At 69.3% G+C, this 16,477-nt stretch carries 16 protein-coding genes and 1 rRNA gene; 12 read left to right on the forward strand and 5 right to left on the reverse strand.

Going from position 1 to position 16,477, the window contains the following annotated elements:
* Nucleotides 1-8: 8 nt before the first annotated feature.
* Genes MLJ35_RS15065 through MLJ35_RS15075 form a run of 3 tightly spaced genes read right to left on the reverse strand, consistent with a single transcriptional unit; the run spans nt 9 to nt 3,940 of the window.
* Entirely contained in the window at nt 9-398 is a 390-nt protein-coding gene (locus MLJ35_RS15065; RefSeq protein WP_243288622.1) for a hypothetical protein, read from the reverse strand.
* A 13-nt stretch (nt 399-411) separates the two neighbouring features.
* Nucleotides 412-2,448, reverse strand: coding sequence for a hypothetical protein (locus tag MLJ35_RS15070; protein WP_243385008.1), 2,037 nt, complete (start codon nt 2,446-2,448; stop codon nt 412-414).
* Nucleotide 2,449: 1 nt separating this feature from the next.
* A complete protein-coding gene (locus MLJ35_RS15075; protein WP_243385009.1) occupies nt 2,450-3,940 on the reverse strand; it encodes a tetratricopeptide repeat protein in 1,491 nt (496 codons plus the stop codon).
* Nucleotides 3,941-4,052: 112 nt separating this feature from the next.
* Between MLJ35_RS15075 and MLJ35_RS15080 the strand changes: the two genes are divergently transcribed.
* From MLJ35_RS15080 to MLJ35_RS15105, 6 genes are all read left to right on the forward strand, one after another.
* On the forward strand, nt 4,053-4,733 hold the full coding sequence (locus MLJ35_RS15080; RefSeq protein WP_243385010.1) for a hypothetical protein: 681 nt from the start codon (nt 4,053-4,055) through the stop codon (nt 4,731-4,733).
* A 56-nt stretch (nt 4,734-4,789) separates the two neighbouring features.
* Nucleotides 4,790-5,440, forward strand: a complete 651-nt coding sequence (locus MLJ35_RS15085; protein ID WP_243385011.1) for a hypothetical protein — start codon at nt 4,790-4,792, stop codon at nt 5,438-5,440.
* 5 nt (nt 5,441-5,445) lie between these two features.
* Nucleotides 5,446-5,811: a DUF2752 domain-containing protein gene (locus MLJ35_RS15090; RefSeq protein ID WP_243385012.1), complete on the forward strand. Its 366-nt coding sequence runs from the start codon at nt 5,446-5,448 to the stop codon at nt 5,809-5,811.
* 67 nt (nt 5,812-5,878) lie between these two features.
* On the forward strand, nt 5,879-6,235 hold the full coding sequence (locus MLJ35_RS15095; RefSeq protein WP_243295441.1) for a roadblock/LC7 domain-containing protein: 357 nt from the start codon (nt 5,879-5,881) through the stop codon (nt 6,233-6,235).
* Nucleotides 6,236-6,244: 9 nt separating this feature from the next.
* Nucleotides 6,245-7,618: a NupC/NupG family nucleoside CNT transporter gene (locus tag MLJ35_RS15100; RefSeq protein WP_243385013.1), complete on the forward strand. Its 1,374-nt coding sequence runs from the start codon at nt 6,245-6,247 to the stop codon at nt 7,616-7,618.
* Nucleotides 7,619-7,695: 77 nt separating this feature from the next.
* Entirely contained in the window at nt 7,696-8,196 is a 501-nt protein-coding gene (locus tag MLJ35_RS15105; RefSeq protein ID WP_243385014.1) for a type 1 periplasmic-binding domain-containing protein, read from the forward strand.
* 60 nt (nt 8,197-8,256) lie between these two features.
* Here the strand turns inward: MLJ35_RS15105 and pssA are convergent, their stop codons facing one another.
* The gene (pssA, locus tag MLJ35_RS15110) at nt 8,257-9,045 is read right to left on the reverse strand and encodes a CDP-diacylglycerol--serine O-phosphatidyltransferase (RefSeq protein WP_243385015.1); all 789 of its coding nucleotides are present in this window, start codon (nt 9,043-9,045) and stop codon (nt 8,257-8,259) included.
* A 144-nt stretch (nt 9,046-9,189) separates the two neighbouring features.
* Between pssA and mnmG the strand changes: the two genes are divergently transcribed.
* From mnmG to MLJ35_RS15130, 4 genes are all read left to right on the forward strand, one after another.
* Nucleotides 9,190-11,058 (forward strand): tRNA uridine-5-carboxymethylaminomethyl(34) synthesis enzyme MnmG, encoded by a 1,869-nt coding sequence (gene mnmG / locus MLJ35_RS15115; RefSeq protein ID WP_243385024.1) that lies wholly within the window; start codon nt 9,190-9,192, stop codon nt 11,056-11,058.
* A 76-nt stretch (nt 11,059-11,134) separates the two neighbouring features.
* Complete coding sequence (locus MLJ35_RS15120) at nt 11,135-11,635, forward strand: MerR family transcriptional regulator (protein ID WP_243385016.1); 501 nt, start codon at nt 11,135-11,137, stop codon at nt 11,633-11,635.
* Between the two features lie 17 nt (nt 11,636-11,652).
* Entirely contained in the window at nt 11,653-11,859 is a 207-nt protein-coding gene (locus MLJ35_RS15125; RefSeq protein WP_243385017.1) for a heavy-metal-associated domain-containing protein, read from the forward strand.
* 18 nt (nt 11,860-11,877) lie between these two features.
* On the forward strand, nt 11,878-14,001 hold the full coding sequence (locus MLJ35_RS15130; protein ID WP_243385018.1) for a heavy metal translocating P-type ATPase: 2,124 nt from the start codon (nt 11,878-11,880) through the stop codon (nt 13,999-14,001).
* Nucleotides 14,002-14,014: 13 nt separating this feature from the next.
* On the opposite strand, the gene galU is transcribed toward MLJ35_RS15130, so the two are convergent.
* Nucleotides 14,015-14,887, reverse strand: a complete 873-nt coding sequence (galU, locus tag MLJ35_RS15135; protein WP_243385019.1) for a UTP--glucose-1-phosphate uridylyltransferase GalU — start codon at nt 14,885-14,887, stop codon at nt 14,015-14,017.
* Nucleotides 14,888-14,982: 95 nt separating this feature from the next.
* On the opposite strand from galU, the gene MLJ35_RS15140 reads away from it, so the two are divergent.
* Nucleotides 14,983-16,077 (forward strand): hypothetical protein, encoded by a 1,095-nt coding sequence (locus MLJ35_RS15140; RefSeq protein ID WP_243385020.1) that lies wholly within the window; start codon nt 14,983-14,985, stop codon nt 16,075-16,077.
* A gap of 310 nt (nt 16,078-16,387) precedes the next feature.
* A 16S ribosomal RNA gene (locus tag MLJ35_RS15145) occupies nt 16,388-16,477 on the forward strand; the annotation flags it as partial.

Raw genomic sequence — 16,477 nt, forward strand, 5'->3', positions numbered from 1 at the left:
GCAAGCTGTTAGCCGATGTTCTCGAAGATCGGCTTGGAGATGCGCTTGTCAGTCTCTTTGGTCCACTGGTAGGCGCCGTAGAAGTCGATGGTGCGCTTGTAGCGGAGGGTGATGGTGCAGGTGCCGGCCTCGCCGCTGCCGCTCTTGACGACTCGGACGGTGCTCCTGTCCGCCAACACTTCCGGAATGGCCAATTCCCGAGCCTTGTCTCTTACCTCGCGTTCGACGGTCTCGACGGGCTTTCTGGCGGAACTGCTGGCGATGAATCCGCACGCGTCCACCAACTCGCTGTCGCTGTAGTAGACGGGAAAGGCCTTATAGCCGGCGGCGGCCAGGGTGCCGAACACGAGCAGGGAGACGATGCAGCCGATCTTGCCTTCGCCGCGCTGACGCTTCATGGGTTCCTCCAAACTACTTCAGGTCTTCAAGGGCCTGCCGGGCCAGGGGGGCGACCAGGGGGCCATCGGGGCCGAGCAGGGTTGCCTGAGGATACTTCAGTGCCTGCCGGAATGCCTGCGTTGCTTCGGCCTGGTAGGCGCTGCCCAGGCGGAGGAAGCACCGGCCTGTGTGGTAGTCGAGGGTGCCCTGGCTCACGCCGCTCGTGGTGCCGAGCCGGGCGTCCCGCAGGAGCTCGATGGCCTTGTCATACCGCCGGAAGTGCATGAGGCCCAGGCCGAGGTTCATCCGGATGAGGTTCGCCTCGTCCCCCGCTTTCGCCCCCTCGTAGTCCAGCCGGAGGCGGGCCAGGACGGCCGGGTAGCAGAGGGCCGGGGAGCCCAGGGGAAGCTCCAGGGCCTCGTCCTGGATCGGAAGGCTCACGGGGGAACCCCCCTGGCTGAGGGTCACGGGCCCCTTCGCGGAAGCCAGCACCTGGCGCAGGGCCTGGACCGATGCCACGGGTTTGCCGTTGGCCAGGGTGAGGGCCCGGCCGACCTGGATGCCCGCTTTCTGATCGGCCTCGGAGGCGGACAGGACCCAGGGGCCCGGCTCTCCGGGGAGATCGAGGAGGGACAGGCCCAGCCCGGGCTCATGAAGCGGGGGCATGGCGTTGAGACGGGCCACCAGGGGCCCCAGGGGATCCTCCTCCAGGGGCTTCACGAGCAGCCGCTCCTCCTCGCCCTCGAGGGTCGAGATCCGAAGCTCCACCTGGTGCACCACCTTCCCCGGCATCGGAATGGCGGAGAGGATGAGTTCGGCCTCCCGCGAGGCCCTCACCCGCGCCAGGGCCTCCTGGGGTGTCTCGCCAGGATGGGCGGGCAGGTAGGCCACCTGCTGAAGGCGGTCGCCAAGGCCCTCCAGCTGCGACAAGAGCCGGGCCCGGCCGGTGAATTCCAGGTCCCCCTCCAGGCCCAGGAAGGCGAGGCGCGGCTTCGGCCGGGCCTCCACCGCGAGGGCCTTGCCCTCCTCCACGGTGATGCGCCGGGAGAAGCCACCGGCCGGGAAGCGGACGAGCAGATCATACGGACCCGAACAGACCGGCAGGTTCGCCACGGGCAGAGGGCCCTGGCTCTGGCCGGAGAGGAAGAGCTCGCCGCCGGGCCAGGCGGATTGGACGGATAGGATGCCTTTGGAAGGGTCCAGGCGGATGGGCTCCAGGATGTGGTCCGCGAAGGGGGTGGCCAGATCCGCCTGCATCTCGAGCACCTTGGTCCGGTGGCAGGGGGCGCGAAGCTCCAGTTGGTGCTTGCCCGGGGTCAGCTCACCGATGATGAAGGGCTCGGAGACCTCCTCCGGGCGCAGGCCCAGGGGCGCCACCAGGGGGGCGGCATCCGGGCCCGCCTGGCCTTTGGCATGGCCCAGGCTGCGGCCGTCCAGAAGCACCTCCGCACCGCTTGGCCGCACGTACAGGGCCACAGTGGAGGAGATGCGCGTGAGCTTGAAGTCCGCGGACTTGGCGTCCCCGGAGACGAGGTCGAGGATCAGGTCGACAGGCGCGTAGCCCGGGCGACTGTAGGTCAGCTTGTGCGAGCCGAAGGGGAGGAAGCGACGGGCCTGGGGAGACCCCGGACGGCCATCCACGGTCAAAGTCCCCCCTTCGGGTGCGTAGCTGAGCCGCACGGGGGCGTAGTTCTCCGCCCTCAGACGGTCGAAGAGGGCCATCAGGCGCTGGGAAGTGAGGGTCCGATCCACCTCGAAGTCCGGGTTCAGGTCGATGAGCGCCTGGAGGCGCGCCTGGGCCCGGGGCTTGGTCTGGGGGCTGCGGTCATCCAGCACCGCCAGCCAGTTGTAGGTTTCGCAGAGCACCTGGGCCCAGGTGGGATCAAGGGCGGCGGCCTTGGGCGACAGGGATGCGACCACCTGCTCGAAGCGGGTCGTGGCGCCCTCGCGATCTCCCTGGGTGGCCCAGAGGGCCTTGGCCTGGAGGAAGGTGTCCTTGAGGGCCGCATCCTGGGCGCCGAGGCCCAGGTTCAGCAGGAAGACGAAGGGGAGGAGTCGGCGCAGGCGCATGTCAGTTCAACCGGTACAGGAGGTCGTTGCGGCGGTCGCAGAGGATGAGGCCGCCGGAGCGGTCCAGGGCGAGCGACGTGATGCGGCCGCTGATGCCCAGGCTCTTGAAGGTGGCCTGGCGAAGCACCGCGCCATGGGGATCGAGGACCAGGACACCCTCCCCGAAGTCGCCGCCATCCACCAAGACCGCCACCTGCCCTGCCCCATCCGAGGCCAGCGCGATCACGTTCCGGAAGGGGGCCGGGAGATCCTTGCCGTAGGGGACCACCAGGCGCGGCTGGCCATCGGCATCCAGGAAGAGCAGCTTGCGATCCGCGTCCGAGGCGATGGCCATGCCGCCTGTGGGCAAGGTGGTCAGGGCGTTGGCGGTGGGGGAGGCCACGGTGCGGGAGGTGCCATCCAGGTTGAAGACGGTCAGGGCCGGGGTTTTCGCATCCGCCACCCAGAGCGACCCCCAGCGGTCCAGGGCGGCCCCGCTGGGAGCGCCGAGGTTGTTCAGCGGCATGGGGGCCGCCTGCTCCCGCGCGAGGCTGCCCTTGGAAAGAAGCCAGACCTCGCCGGAGGGCGAGACGACCATGGCCTTGGCTCCGGCTGCGGCAGGACCGGTGGGGGCCAACTCACCCCCGTGGAGCCGGAAGGCATGGTCCAGGTCGTTCTGGTAGATCAGGAGGTCCCCGTCCGGCGCCGTGGCCAGGAGGATCGGCGTCCGCAGCCACTTCACCCGCCCCGCGGGCCAGGAGCCTTCGTTGGTCAGGGGCGGCTTCTGGAGCCGGTGCCTCACCCTCGCGGTCGTGCGCCAGGCGGCTTCCTCCGCTTCGGGCGCGTGGGGGGCCAGGGTTCGCAGCCGCTGGAGCATCCGGAGGCAGCCCGGCAGATCGTCCAGGAGGTCCATGGTCTCCGCGGCCTCCAGCATGGCCCGGGGGGCCACGGCGGCGTCCGGATGAAGGCGGAAGGCCTCCACGAAGCATTGGAGGGCCCGGCCCCACTGCCCCTGGTCCCGCCAAGCGCGGCCCAGCCGGAACCGGGCCTCGGGCACGGCCGAGGACTCCGGGAAGAGGTCGATGACGCGGTTGAACTCGGCCATGGCGTCCTTCAGCTCCGCCGGGCGCCGGGCCTGCCGGGCGAGCAGGGTCCCCCTCAGCAGCAGGCCTTCCGCGGCTTCGGGGGTCCGGATGTGGTCGGCCTTGAGCCGGTCCAGGAAGGGCATGGCGGCCTCGGGCTTGTGGTTCACCTCCACCTGGAGCCGGGCCAGCCCCAGGAGGGCTCGCGGGGCGAACACGCTTCCAGGGGCGGACTGGAGCAGCTGGCCCCAGGTGTCCGCGGCCTCCTGGTAGGCCTTGGCCGCGTAGGCGCGTTCGCCGCTCTGGTACAGGCGTTCGGCCAAGTCGGCTCCCTGGGCTCGCCCGGCCACCTGGACCAGGACCAGGAGGGCACAGAGCAGGGCGACCGGGACGCGGGACCAGACGCGGGACCTGGAGGGGACGGGCAGCATGGAAGCCTCGGGACAGAGGAAAAGCATAGCCGCGACCCGGGATCCGGTCCGGGGCCAACCGGTGGCGCCGTTGGAGCCCCGGCGGCCCCGGGGAGGTGCTAGCGTCTTGGGTATGCGTGCCGCGATCTTCGCCCTCCTGGCCGTCTGCCTCCAGGCCCAGCCGCCGGCCTTCCTGGCCCAGCTCCCCCCGGCGGCCCAGGCCGAGGCCGTGGACATCATCGATCGGGCCGATTTCATCTTCGAGACCCAGACCCAACCCAAGCAGGTGCGGCTGGCGAGCATGGAGAAGCTCTTCGACCACCCCCGGCTGGCCTCGGCCATGTGGCGGCACTGCCAGTTCGTGCCCGGCTTCTACGCCTTCATCCATCCAGACGGGTCCTGGAGCATCGATGACGCGCATGGGCTGAAGGGCACGCTCCGCCTGGTGTACCGGCGACCTGGGCATCGGGTCTACCTGGTGGAGGGCGTGGCCGAGAAAGGCCGCCTGAAGACTCCCTTCGCCGTGAAGGCGAAGATGCTCACCTCGTACCGCTACTGGGAGGGGAAGAACGGCTTCGAGACCCACCTCCAGACCTGGACGGCTTTGGACTCCGCCCTGCTGGGGGCCATCGCCCGACCCTTCAGGGGCTACATCAAGCACCGGCAGGATGAGTTCATCGCCTACATCAACGGGAACGTCGCCACCTTCGGCGAGTTCGCCGACCTGAGCCCCCAGGACTTCCACGGCCCCCTCAAGCGGGACGGCGATGCCATCGCCCTCCGCGAGTTCGAGACCCTGTTCCTGAGGAAGTGATGGGGGTTCCCTTCACGGAGGCGATCGGGGGTCCTTTTCGGACTCTCTTCCGGGCTTTGGTCCGACCCTCCGAGGCGTTCACCGATCCGCCGCCCACCCTTGGCCGGGCCCTGGCCCGGATGCTGGCGGTGTGGGTGCCGCTGTCCCTGGCCAACACCGGCCTGACGGTCTGGCGAGCGCTCGAGTCCTACGATCAGCTTCGGCGCAGCGCCCCGCCAACCTGGCTGGAGCAGGCCCTGGGCGCCGATCCGGACGTGCTGCGGGAACTGCTCCGGTCCCTCCCGCCCTCACCGGCATTCGGCCACGTCTGGCCCTGGCTGCTGCTGGTCGTGCCCCTGGGCGTGCTGGGGACCTGGATCCATGACGCCGTCTGGGACCACGCCGGGCTGTGGCTGGTGGGGGGACTGAAGGCGAAGCGCGGTTTCCGGGCCACCCTGGTGGCCGAGGCCGAGGCCCTGCGCATCACGGCCCTGGGCACGCTGATCGGCCTGCTGGGCTTCCTGCCCGTCTTCGGCCCACTGCTGTTCCTCCCGCTGCTGGCCCTGGATGGCTACCTGTGGCTCTTCCGCGGCTTCGCCCTGGGGGCCAGGCACGGCTGTGGCGTCTGGCGGGGAATGGCCGCCACCGTGGTCCATGCCGCCCTGCTGGGAACCTGTGGGCTCGGCTTGGCGGTGGTCCTGCTGGCGATGCTGCGGGTGGGCCCGTGAGGCGGGTGCCCTGGATCGCGCTGGTGGCCCTGGCCCTGGGGCTGACCGTCCGGCTGGCGGGCTTCCTGGCCCCCTGGGCCGGTCTGCTTCCCGGCTGCGCCTTCAAGCGCGTCACGGGGGTCGCCTGCGCCACCTGCGGGCTGACACGCGGCACCCTGGCCCTGGGTCAGGGCCAGTGGGGAGCGGCCCTTCATTGGTACCCGGCCCTGGCGATACTCGCCGCCGCGGCGCCCGTCGCGATCCTCTGGGACCTCCGCCGGGCCTGGCGGGGCGATCCCTACCCGCCGCTTCCGGATTCCCGGGGCCTCCGGGTCGGGGCCTGGCTCCTGCTGGCCGGGATCTGGGCGCTCCAGGCGGCCCGGGGGATCTAGAGGCCCGGGTTTTGCCATGGCCCGCCAGTGCGGTCATGCTGTCAGCACGCATTGCCGGAGTCCCATCATGTTCCAGAAACTCCTGGATCGGCTCATCGAACAGGTGCCCGAGGCCTTGGCCGCGACCTTCAACGATCGCGACGGGGATCCCATCTGCTCCCGCACCATCCAGGTCTCCAACGAGGGGCTGCAGCTTCTCGGGGCCTACCAGCATGTGGTGAAGCGGCACCTCCAGCAGGCGGTGGAGGAGTTCGACCGCGGCGAGGTCAAGCAGGTGGCCTTCGCCACGGAGCAGCACTGGATCCTCATGATGGGCGCCAAGGAGCAGTGCACGCTGGTGCTGGTGATGCAGCGGGACGGCCTGCTTGGCCGGGCCCGCTTCTACATGGAGAAGGCCGTCGAGGCCCTGAACGCCGAACTGTAGGGAGCCCCGATGGAACGCCTCATGGGTCTGGCCGGAATCGTGGCCTTCATGGCCATTGCGTACGCGCTGTCGCACAAGCGCAGCGCCATCCACTGGCGGACCATCGCCTGGGGGCTCGCCCTCCAGTGGGTCTTCGCCCTGATCGTCCTCAAGGGTTCGGCCATCGCGGGGCTGCTGTCCTTCCTGCCCTTCCCGAAAGGGGCCGGGTGGGTGGTGCTGCTGCTGATGTTCACGCCCATGCTGCTCCGGAGGTTCGCGTCCTACGAGAACAGGCCCCTCAACTGGGGCCTCTTCGGCGTCATCGTCCTGGGCCTGCTCCGGGGAAACCTGGTGGGCTCCACCTTCGACAAGATGCGCGTGGTGGTCGAGCACCTCATGGCCTACGCCCACGAGGGCGCCAGCTTCGTCTTCGGCTCGCTCTCCGACGGGCCAGGCGGCAAGGTGGGCATGGTGTTCGCCTTCGCCGTGCTGCCCACCATCATCTTCGTGGCCTCCATCTTCGCGGTGCTCTACTACATGGGCGTCATGCAGTGGGTGGTGGGCGCGGCGGCCCGGGCCATGGGGCGCTTCCTCAAGGTTTCGGGGGCCGAGAGCGTGAGCGTGGCCGCCAGCATCCTCATGGGACAGACCGAGGCACCCCTCACCATCCGACCCTTCCTGGCGCGCATGACCCGCAGCGAGCTCATGGTGATCATGACGGCGGGCATGGCCCACGTGTCCGGCAGCATCATGGTGGCTTACGTGCAGGTGGCCCACGTGGACATCGTCCACCTGCTCACGGCCGTGATCATGACGGCCCCCGGCGCGGTGATGATGGCCAAGCTCCTGGAGCCCGAGACCGAGGCCCCCGAGACCGCCGGCGAGGTGAAGGTCGACATCCCCACCCATGACGCCAACGTGCTGGACGCGGCCGCCCGCGGCGCCTTCGAGGGTGGCCAGCTGGCCTTCAATGTGGCGGTCATGCTCATCGCCTTCATCGCCCTGATCTACCTGATCAACGGACTGATGAAGGCCATCCATCCGGGCTTCAGCCTGGAGGTGGTGCTGGGCACGGTGTTCAAGCCCTTCGCCTACCTCATGGGCGTGCCCTGGATCGAGGCCGGCCAGGTAGGGTCCCTCCTGGGCAAGCGCATGGTGGTGAACGAGTTCGTGGCCTTCCTGGACCTGGGAGCCATGACCAACCTCTCCGCCAAGGCCCGGCTGATTTCGACCTTCGCCCTGTGCGGCTTCGCGAACTTCAGCAGCATCGCCATCCAGGTGGGGGGCATCGGGGCCCTGGTGCCCGAGCGCCGGGGCGACCTGGCCCGCCTGGGCCTGCGGGCCATGCTGGCTGGCACCCTGGCCAACTTCCTGAGCGCCTGCATCGCGGGGATCTTGACCTAGAAAAAAACAATACGAAAAAATCGATATTCCAACAACTGTTATCCAGGGATAGAGTGGAAGGGCTGGAGGTGGTTTGGATGGCCCGTTTCAGGACCCTGGTGTGCTCGTGCGCCCTCGTTTCTCTGCCGCTCGCGGCTGGAGACTATGACGCTCTCGTCGGGACCATGGGGAAGGCCTGGCCCCAGGTGAAGACCCTCGCGGTGGTCTGCGACGCGGCAGGCAGCAAGAAGGCCGTCGCGGCCCTGACCGCGGCCGGGGACGGCTTCAAAGTCCTGGTCGTGGACGTCAAGGGGCCCCAGGACGTGGGCCGGGCGGTCGCCGCCCTGTCGGGCAGGAAGCCGGACGCGGTCGTGCTCCTGGCAGGCGATCATGTGGCCGGGGACGGCACCTCCGTGGCCAGCTTCATCATCCAGCGCATGGCGATCCAGAAGATCCCCACCGTGGCCACCACCGAGGCGGCCGTGAAGCAGGGGGCCGTCCTGGCCATCGGACCGGGGACCGGGGGCCGGCTTCTGGCCAACGTCAAGGTCGCGAACGTGGTGGGCGTGTCGGTGCCCCCGGGCGCGACCACCTTCTGACGTCCTGGCTGAGTACCGACGAAAAGGGGCTGCCTGGCAGCCCCTTTTCGTCGATCCGGATCAGTGGACATGCGCCAGGTCTTCGGCTCCATCCCTCGGTGGCTCGACCCCGCGCCAGCCGGCCTTCCAGGCCAGGTTCAGCAGAAGGCCCAGGGTGATGTAGGCGGCGAAGAAGCCCACGAAAAACCGCTGCTGCAGAACGATCATCAACGCGAAGATCAACACGATGGTGAAGCTGGTCAGCATGGCGGCGCGGGGGCTGCCAGCGCGCTTCTTGAAGCTTGGGAATCGGATCGTGGAGACCATCAGGAGGCCGACCAGGAACAGCTCCGCGGCGAACGCGTAGGCATGAAGGGCCATTGCCGGGGGCGTGGGCCTCCAGATGATCACGGAGGCCACGCAGGCCGCTCCGGCCGGGATGGGAAGGCCCACGAAGTAGCGGGGATCCACGGCGCCCACTTGCACGTTGAAGCGCGCCAGGCGCAGCGCGCCGCAGGCCGTGAAGACGAAGCAGGCTGCCCAGCCCACGGCCCGCAGGTGGGAATCCTGGATGCCCAGGTGGAAGAATCCGTACCGGTAGGCGAGGATGGCCGGGGCCATGCCGAAACTGACCACGTCCGCCAGGCTGTCCAGCTGCACGCCGAATTCCGTGGCCGTGTTGGTGGCCCGGGCCACCCGGCCGTCCAGGCCGTCGAAAACCCCTGCCAGCACCAGCAGGCCCGCGGCCCAGAGGAAATAGCGCTCGGGGGTGGCGCCGGCGGCGTTGATGGACATGACCACGCTGGAGAAGCCGCAGAAGATGGAGGCCATGGTGATGCTGGAGGGCAGCACGAACATGGACCGACGCATGGCGCGCTTCCGGCGGTCGCGGCGTTCCTCTGGGCTCAAACGGGGTCGCATGGAGCCATTTTCTCACATCCCGCAGAGTCCCGTGGCCGGAGATCGGGGCGGGTATCCTGTCACCCTTCGGAGGCCCGGGTGAAGCAGGTGGTGGTGATTGGCGGAGGACATGCGGGCATAGAAGCTGCGCACATCGCCGCCCGGTTGGGGGTGGCCACGACCCTCCTCACCATGAACCTGGACCAGATTGGCCAGATGAGCTGCAACCCCAGCATCGGCGGGGTGGGCAAGGGCCACATGGTGCGCGAGCTGGATGCCCTGGGTGGCGCCATGGGGCGCCTCATCGACGCCACGGGCATCCACTTCCGCATCCTCAACGAGAGCCGGGGCGTGGCCGTGCGCGGCCCCCGGGCCCAGGCGGACAAGGTGAAGTACCGCATCGCCGCCCGTGCCCTGCTGGAGCACACGCCGAACCTGCGCCTCCGTCAGGGCATCGCGGCGGCCCTCCTCTGGTCCGAGGGCACCCGGGGCCTCCGCGGGGTAGAGCTGCTGGACGGTTCCGTGCTGCCCTGCAACGCCGTGGTCGTCACCAGCGGAACCTTCCTCCACGGGCGCATCCTCATCGGCGAGCGCCGCATCGAGGCGGGCCGGGCCGGGGAGCCCGCCAGCACACATCTGGCGGAGCAGCTGCGAAGCCTGGGGCTGCGCCACCGGCGCCTGAAGACCGGCACCAGCCCGCGCCTGGGGAAGGCCAGCATCGACTTCGCGCGCCTGGAGGTCCAGCCCGGCGACGATCCGCCCCGCCCCTTCAGCTTCTTCAGCCCGGGCATCCCCCAGCCCCAGGTGCCCTGCCACATCGTGCACACCACGGCGGAGACAGAGGCCATCGTGCGGGAGAACCTGCCGAAGTCGAGCCTCTACGGCGGGCACATCGAAGGCGTCGGGCCCCGGTACTGTCCCTCCATCGAGGATAAGTTCGTGAAGTTCCCGGATAAGGGACGGCACCAGATCTTCGTGGAGCCCGAGAGCCTGGAGACCGAGGAGATCTATCTGGCGGGCCTCTCCACCTCCATGCCGCCGGACGTGCAGCTCCGCATGGTGCGGAGCCTCCCGGGCTTCGAAGCCGCCGAGATCCTGCGCCCCGGCTACGCCATCGAGTACGACAGCTTTGATCCCCTGCAGCTTCGACGGGATCTCTCCGTGACGGGCCTGGAAGGCGTCTGGTTCGCGGGCCAGATCAACGGCACCACGGGCTACGAGGAGGCCGCCGGCCAGGGCCTGCTGGCGGGCATCAACGCCGCGCGCTGGCTGGAAGACAGGGAACCGGTGGTGCTCGGCCGGGACCAGGCCTACCTGGGCGTGATGATCGATGACCTCGTCACCAAGGGCACGGACGAACCCTACCGCATGCTCACGGCCCGGGCCGAGCACCGCCTGGGCCTGGCCTGCGACTTGGCGGACGCCCGCCTTCTTGCCGTCGCCCGGGACCTGGGGGCCCTCCAGCCCGGGGAACTGGCCCTGGTGGAGGCCAAGGTGGCGCGGCGGGAACGGTTGCGGGCCCAGTGCGAGGCCGCCTGGGTGACCCAGACCAGCCCCTTCGGGCCCGTGGCCACGTCCGCCGGGCTGCGATTGGAGGCCGGGCTGTCTCTGTCGGACCTGCTCCGCCGGCAGCAGATGGGACCTGAGCAGGCTGGAGCCTGCCTGGCCCTGCTGGACGGGTGGGCCGCCCCTGGGCCCGGATGGGACCCGGACCGGGAGCGGGACCTGCTGCTCTTCGAACTGCGCTACGCCCCCTACCGCGAGCGGGAGGCCCGCCTCCTCGAGGGCCACCGGGCCTGGGACCACGTGAGGATCCCCGCGGACTTCCGCATCGAGCACCTTCACGGCCTGTCAAAGGAAGTCCTGGAAAAGCTCACCTTGCACCGGCCTGAAACCCTGGGCCAGGCCAGCCGGATCCCCGGCATCACCCCGGCCGCCGTGACCCTGCTGCACCTGCATATTCATCGTTCCTCGCGCATATAGTTTTTTGTGATTTTATCCTTGATCTTCCATGTAACTGGAATCTTAGACTGGGGGTGTTCGTCTTCGGGAGGGTCCCATGTCGACCGTCATTGACCTCCACCCCGCACCTGCTCCGGCCCCTGCTCCGGCTTCTGCTGCGCCACGCATGCTGAAGATTGGCCAGCTCGCCGCCCGTTCAGGCCTGACGGCCAGGAACCTGCGCTTCTATGCCGACGCCGGGGTCTTCGGCGAGCTGCCGCGGTCCCCGAAGGGCTACCGCCTGTTCCCCCCCCAGGCCATCCAGTGGGTGCGGATCCTGAAGGCCTCCCAGGCGGCGGGGTTCACCCTCGACGAGGTGCAGGAACTGCTCCGGGCCCTGCGGCAGGACAGCGCCCCCTGCGCCCATGTGCGCGATGCCCTCGGCGGCAAGCTCAGGGCCCTCGAAAGCAAGCTGGCCGAGATCCAGCTGCTGGTCGAGATCCTCCGCGTCACCCTGGGCACCCCCGACGGACAGAGCAGCGACCTCGGCTGCAACCTGATGGAAACCCTGCTCGCTGAAGCCAAGCGCCTGCCAGCCCTGATGGAGCTGCGGGCCTGAACCCCCCTGGAGAACCCATGAACACCCAGACCTATCGTGTGACCGGCATGACTTGCGGGGGCTGTGTCCGTCACGTGGACAAGGCGCTGCGCGCCACGCCCGGCGTCACGGACGTGGCGGTGGACCTTTCCAATAGCTCCGCCACCGTGAGCGGAACCGCAACCTTCGAGGCCCTGGCCGCGGCGGTGGCCGAGGCCGGCTACCAGATGTCGGAACAGGCCTAGGCCCCGTCCGGACGGCATATGAGTGTCGAGACCTACACCGTCACAGGCATGACCTGTGCGTCCTGCGTGCGGCATGTGGAAAAGGCCCTGGCCACCTCACCCGGCGTCCGGGCCGTCTCCGTCAACCTGGCCACCGCCACCGCCACGGTGGAAGGCGAGGCCAGCTTCGAGACCCTGGCGGCGCAGGTCGAGGATGCGGGCTATGGCCTCGGCCGGCCCCGGGCCGACCAGGTCGTCGCCCAGGCAGACGACGATCCGGCACCCGCCCGGAACCGGATGCTCGTGGCCCTCATCCTCACGGCTCCGCTCCTGCTCGCCATGGTCCCCGGCCTGGGGCTCCACCTGCCGGGCTGGCTCCAGGCGGTCCTATCGGCGCCCGTGGTCTTCTGGGCGGGCTGGGGCTTCTTCGTCCGGGCGGGACGTCAGGCGCGGCATGGCCAAGCCTCCATGGACACGCTCATCGCCCTGGGCTCGGGCGTCGCCTGGCTGTTCGCGGTGGCGGAATGGCTGAATGGCGTCCACCACCTCAGCTTCGAGACGGCAGCCGCCCTGGTGGCCTTCCTGCTGACGGGCAAGTACCTGGAGGCCCGCGCCAAGGCCAAGGCCACGGACGCGCTGAAGGAGCTGCTGGCCCTCGCGCCGCCCACGGCCCTGCGCCTCGGTGCCGATGGCTCCGTGGCGGAGGTCCCGGTGGGGGACCTGCATCCCGGCGACCGGGTGCGGGTGCTCCCGGGTCACGCGGTGCCGGCCGATGGCCGCGTGATCGCCGGCCAGGCAGAGGTGGATGAATCCATGCTCACCGGGGAGCCCCTTCCCGTGCCCAAGGGAGTTGGCGAAGGCCTGGTGGCAGGGACCGTGGTGCACGGTTCCATGCTCGAGATGGAGATCCAGGCCGTGGGGGCTCAGACCCAGCTCGCCCGCATGGCCGCGCTGGTGGCGCAGGCGCAAGGCTCCAAGGCCCCGGCCCAGGATCTGGCGGACCGCATCAGCGCCGTGTTCGTGCCCGCCATCCTGGTCCTTGCCCTGCTGACCCTGGCGGGATGGTGGATGGCCACAGGGGCTTTGGCCGAGGCTTGGCGACCGGCCGTCACCCTCCTGGTGATCGCCTGCCCCTGTGCCCTCGGCCTCGCCACCCCGGTGGCGGTCATGGTGGGCCTGGGCTCCGCGGCGCGGAAGGGCGTGCTGGTGCGGGACGCCGCCGCCCTCGAGGCCCTGGGGCAGGCCACGGACCTGGCCTTCGACAAGACCGGGACCATCACGGAAGGGCGTCCCCGGCTGCGCCGGATCGTGGGGACCTCGGCCATGGCCGAAGCGGACCTGCTTCAGCTTGCGGCGAGCCTGGAGCGGGATTCCGAGCACCCCATCGCCCGCGGCCTGGTCGTGGCCCATGGGGCCCATGGCGGCGGCTTGAAGGCGGTGTCCGCCTTCCGGGCCCACCCTGGCGGGGGCGTCAGCGGCGAGATCGAAGGGACGGCCTGGCGCCTGGGCAGCGCCGCGTTCCTCGGGGCGACTTTCCCCAGCGTGGATGAGGATGGAATCGCCGTGGGCCTGGCGGACGACTCCGGCCTGAAGGGCGTGTTCATCCTGGGCGACCGGCTCCGGAGCGAGAGCTCCGCGGTGGTCGGGCAGCTCAAACAGCAGGGTCTGCGCCTCCATCTGTTCACCGGAGACCGCCCCGAGCCGGCCGTCCGCATGGCGGAGGCCGTCGGCATCTCCTCCGTTTCCGCGGGCCTGCGACCCGAGGACAAGCTCACGCAGATCCGGGGCCTCCAGGTCCAGGGCGCCGTGGTCGGCTTCGTGGGCGATGGCGTGAACGATGCGCCGGCCCTCGCCCAGGCGGACTGCGGCATCGCCATGGGCTCGGGCGCGGGCGAGCAGGGCACGGGCGCGGCCATGGCGGCAGCTCCCCTGGTGCTGCTGCGGCCGGGGCTCGATCCCATCCTGGCCGCGCGGCGGCTCGCTCTGCGAACCCACCGCATCATCCGGCAGAACCTCGGCTGGGCCTTCGGCTACAACCTGGTGCTGGTGCCCCTGGCAGCCTCTGGCCAGTTGGAGCGGTTCGGCGGGCCCATGCTGGCGGGGCTGGCCATGGGACTCAGCTCCCTCACCGTGGTCCTGAACGCGCTGCGCCTGCGGCGATAAAGCGGCAGACGCGCTAGAGGCGCTTCGCCAGTTCCTTGAGGTAGGTGGCGAAATCGTCACGCAGATCCTCTCGCTTGAGGGCGAATTCCACATTGGCCTTCAGGTAGTCGAGCTTGTTCCCGGTGTCGAAGCGCTGCGCGGGGATGGGGGCGGCCACCAGGCGGCCTTCCTTGGCGAGGAGAGCCAGGGCGTCCGTGAGCTGGTACTCGCCGCCGACCCCTGGCTTGAGGGCGGCCAGATGGTCGAACACGCGGGGCTCCAGCACATAGCGTCCCACCACGGCCCACCGGCTGGGCGCGTCCTCGGGCTTCGGCTTTTCGACAATCGCTGTCACGTCCCAGATGGACTCGCGGTCGCGGGGAGCGCTGACGATGCCGTACCGCGAGACGTGATCCTCCGGAACCTCCTGGACGCCCACCACGGACTTCCCGGTGGCGTGATAGGCGGTGATGAGGGCCTCGAGGGCCGAATCGCGCTCGTCGAAGACATCGTCGCCCAGGAGCAGCGCGAAGGGCTCATCTCCCACGGCATGCCGGGCGCAGAGGACCGCGTGGCCCAGACCCAGCGGCTCGCCCTGGCGCACGTAGGCGAACTGCGCGAGGTGGGTGATGTCCCGCACGAGGTCGAGGTCGTCATGCTTTCCGCGCCGGCGGAGGGTGTCCTCGAGTTCGTAGGCGACGTCGAAATGATTCTCGATGGCGCCCTTTCCGCGCCCGGTCACCAGCACGATGCTCTCCACCCCGGCGCGGATGGCCTCCTCCACCACGTACTGGATCACGGGCGTGTCGACCAGCGGCAGCATCTCCTTGGGCTGGGCCTTGGTGGCGGGCAGGAAGCGCGTGCCCAGGCCGGCCACGGGAATAACGGCTTTTCGGAGGGTTCGCATAGGGGCTCCGTGGATCATGATGGCCTAAGATGGCTGCGATGGGAGGACCCGGGATGGACGCGAAGGCGTTGTGGAGACAGATGATTGGACATCCCATGTCGGGATGGCGGTCGGTGGGAGACCCGTCCCTGCCGGCGTCCCTGGGGTCAGGCCGCCTGCTCTGGTGCGGGATCGGAGGCTCCGTGCTGCCGGCGGACGCGCTCATCCAGGCTCTGGCGGAGGCGCCGTTCCGCCGTCGCTGGCACCCGCTGACCTCGCCCGAGCCCAATGACCTGCGCCTGGAGCCTGAGGATCAGCTGGTGTTCGCCTCCAAGAGCGGACGCACGCTGGAGCTCTGGAGCTGGATCGGGAGATTGCGCGCCCAGGAGGGCTGGGGCCGCTGGCATCGGGCGCCCATCGCCATCACCCAGGACGATCAGAATCCGCTCGCCCAGCTGGCCCGGGCCGAAGGGTGGACGCTGCTGCCGATCCCGGTGGACGTGGGCGGGCGCTACTCGGCGTTCACGCCCATCGGGACGCTTCCGCTGCACTGGGCCGGGCAGAATGCCGGCCGCTTCCTCGCTGGCGCCCGCGAGGCGCTGACGCTGGCGGAGCAAGGGCGGGGCCTTTGGGGCGAGCGCGTGTGGGACATGGTCGGAACGCTGACCAAGGGCTATCTGAGTGGCGTGGATCAGTGGGTGATGATGCCCTACGCCACGCGCCTGGAGACCGTGGGCGGATGGTGGGTGCAGCTGATCGCGGAAAGCCTCGGCAAGCAGGCGAAGGACGGCAGCCGGCGCGGATTCACGCCCATCCGAGCCGTGGGCCCGCAGGATCAGCACGCCCAATTGCAGCGTTGGCTCGACGGCCCGCGCAACGTCGGCGTGGTGATGGTCACCGTCGGTTCCGGGGAAGGGGTGGAGCCTTCTGATCCGCCGGTCCAATGCCCCTTCCCGGGGCTGGGTCGCCGGGGTGGCGCGGAGGTGGTCCGCGCCCAGGCGGAGGGAACCCGCGAGGCGCTCGAAGACGCCGGTGTGCCGGTCATCCATTGGCACCTGGAGGCGCTTGACGAAGCATCGCTGGGCGCCTTCCTCATGGCCTGGCAGCTGGTGGTCGGGTTGTGCGGCATGGCGCTCGAAGTGGACCCCTTCGATCAGCCCGCAGTGGAATCAGGCAAGCGGCGCACCCTTCTGAAACTGGGGATTTCCTAGGCGCCAGCTGGCGTTTTCCCCAGAGACGCAACATTGGCGCGCCCCTTCTGAAAAATTTCCGCTTGCGTCGAAGCACTCCCCTGGTAATCTAAACGTCCTGCGCAGTTGAGGCTGCGGGGTGCCGGGAAGGGCTGGAAGGTTCTTCCGGACCGTGCGAGAGCGCGGAGGGCGTCTTTGAAAACCGGATAGAAGATAGGAAGCCTTTGAGGGTTCCGCGGGACGTTCTAGGACGGTTCGTGGAATTCAGAGAAATACGACCAGAGCATTTGTCCAAGGGGGGAACCCCGAGGAGCAAGAGTTCAGGAATATTAAACTTGAGAGTTTGATCCTGGCTCAGAATGAACGCTGGCGGCGTGCCTAACACATGCAAGTCGGATGTGCCGCAAGGTGCATGGCAGAC

This window comes from Geothrix alkalitolerans, assembly GCF_022808885.1.
Taxonomy (GTDB): Bacteria; Acidobacteriota; Holophagae; order Holophagales; family Holophagaceae; genus Geothrix; species Geothrix alkalitolerans.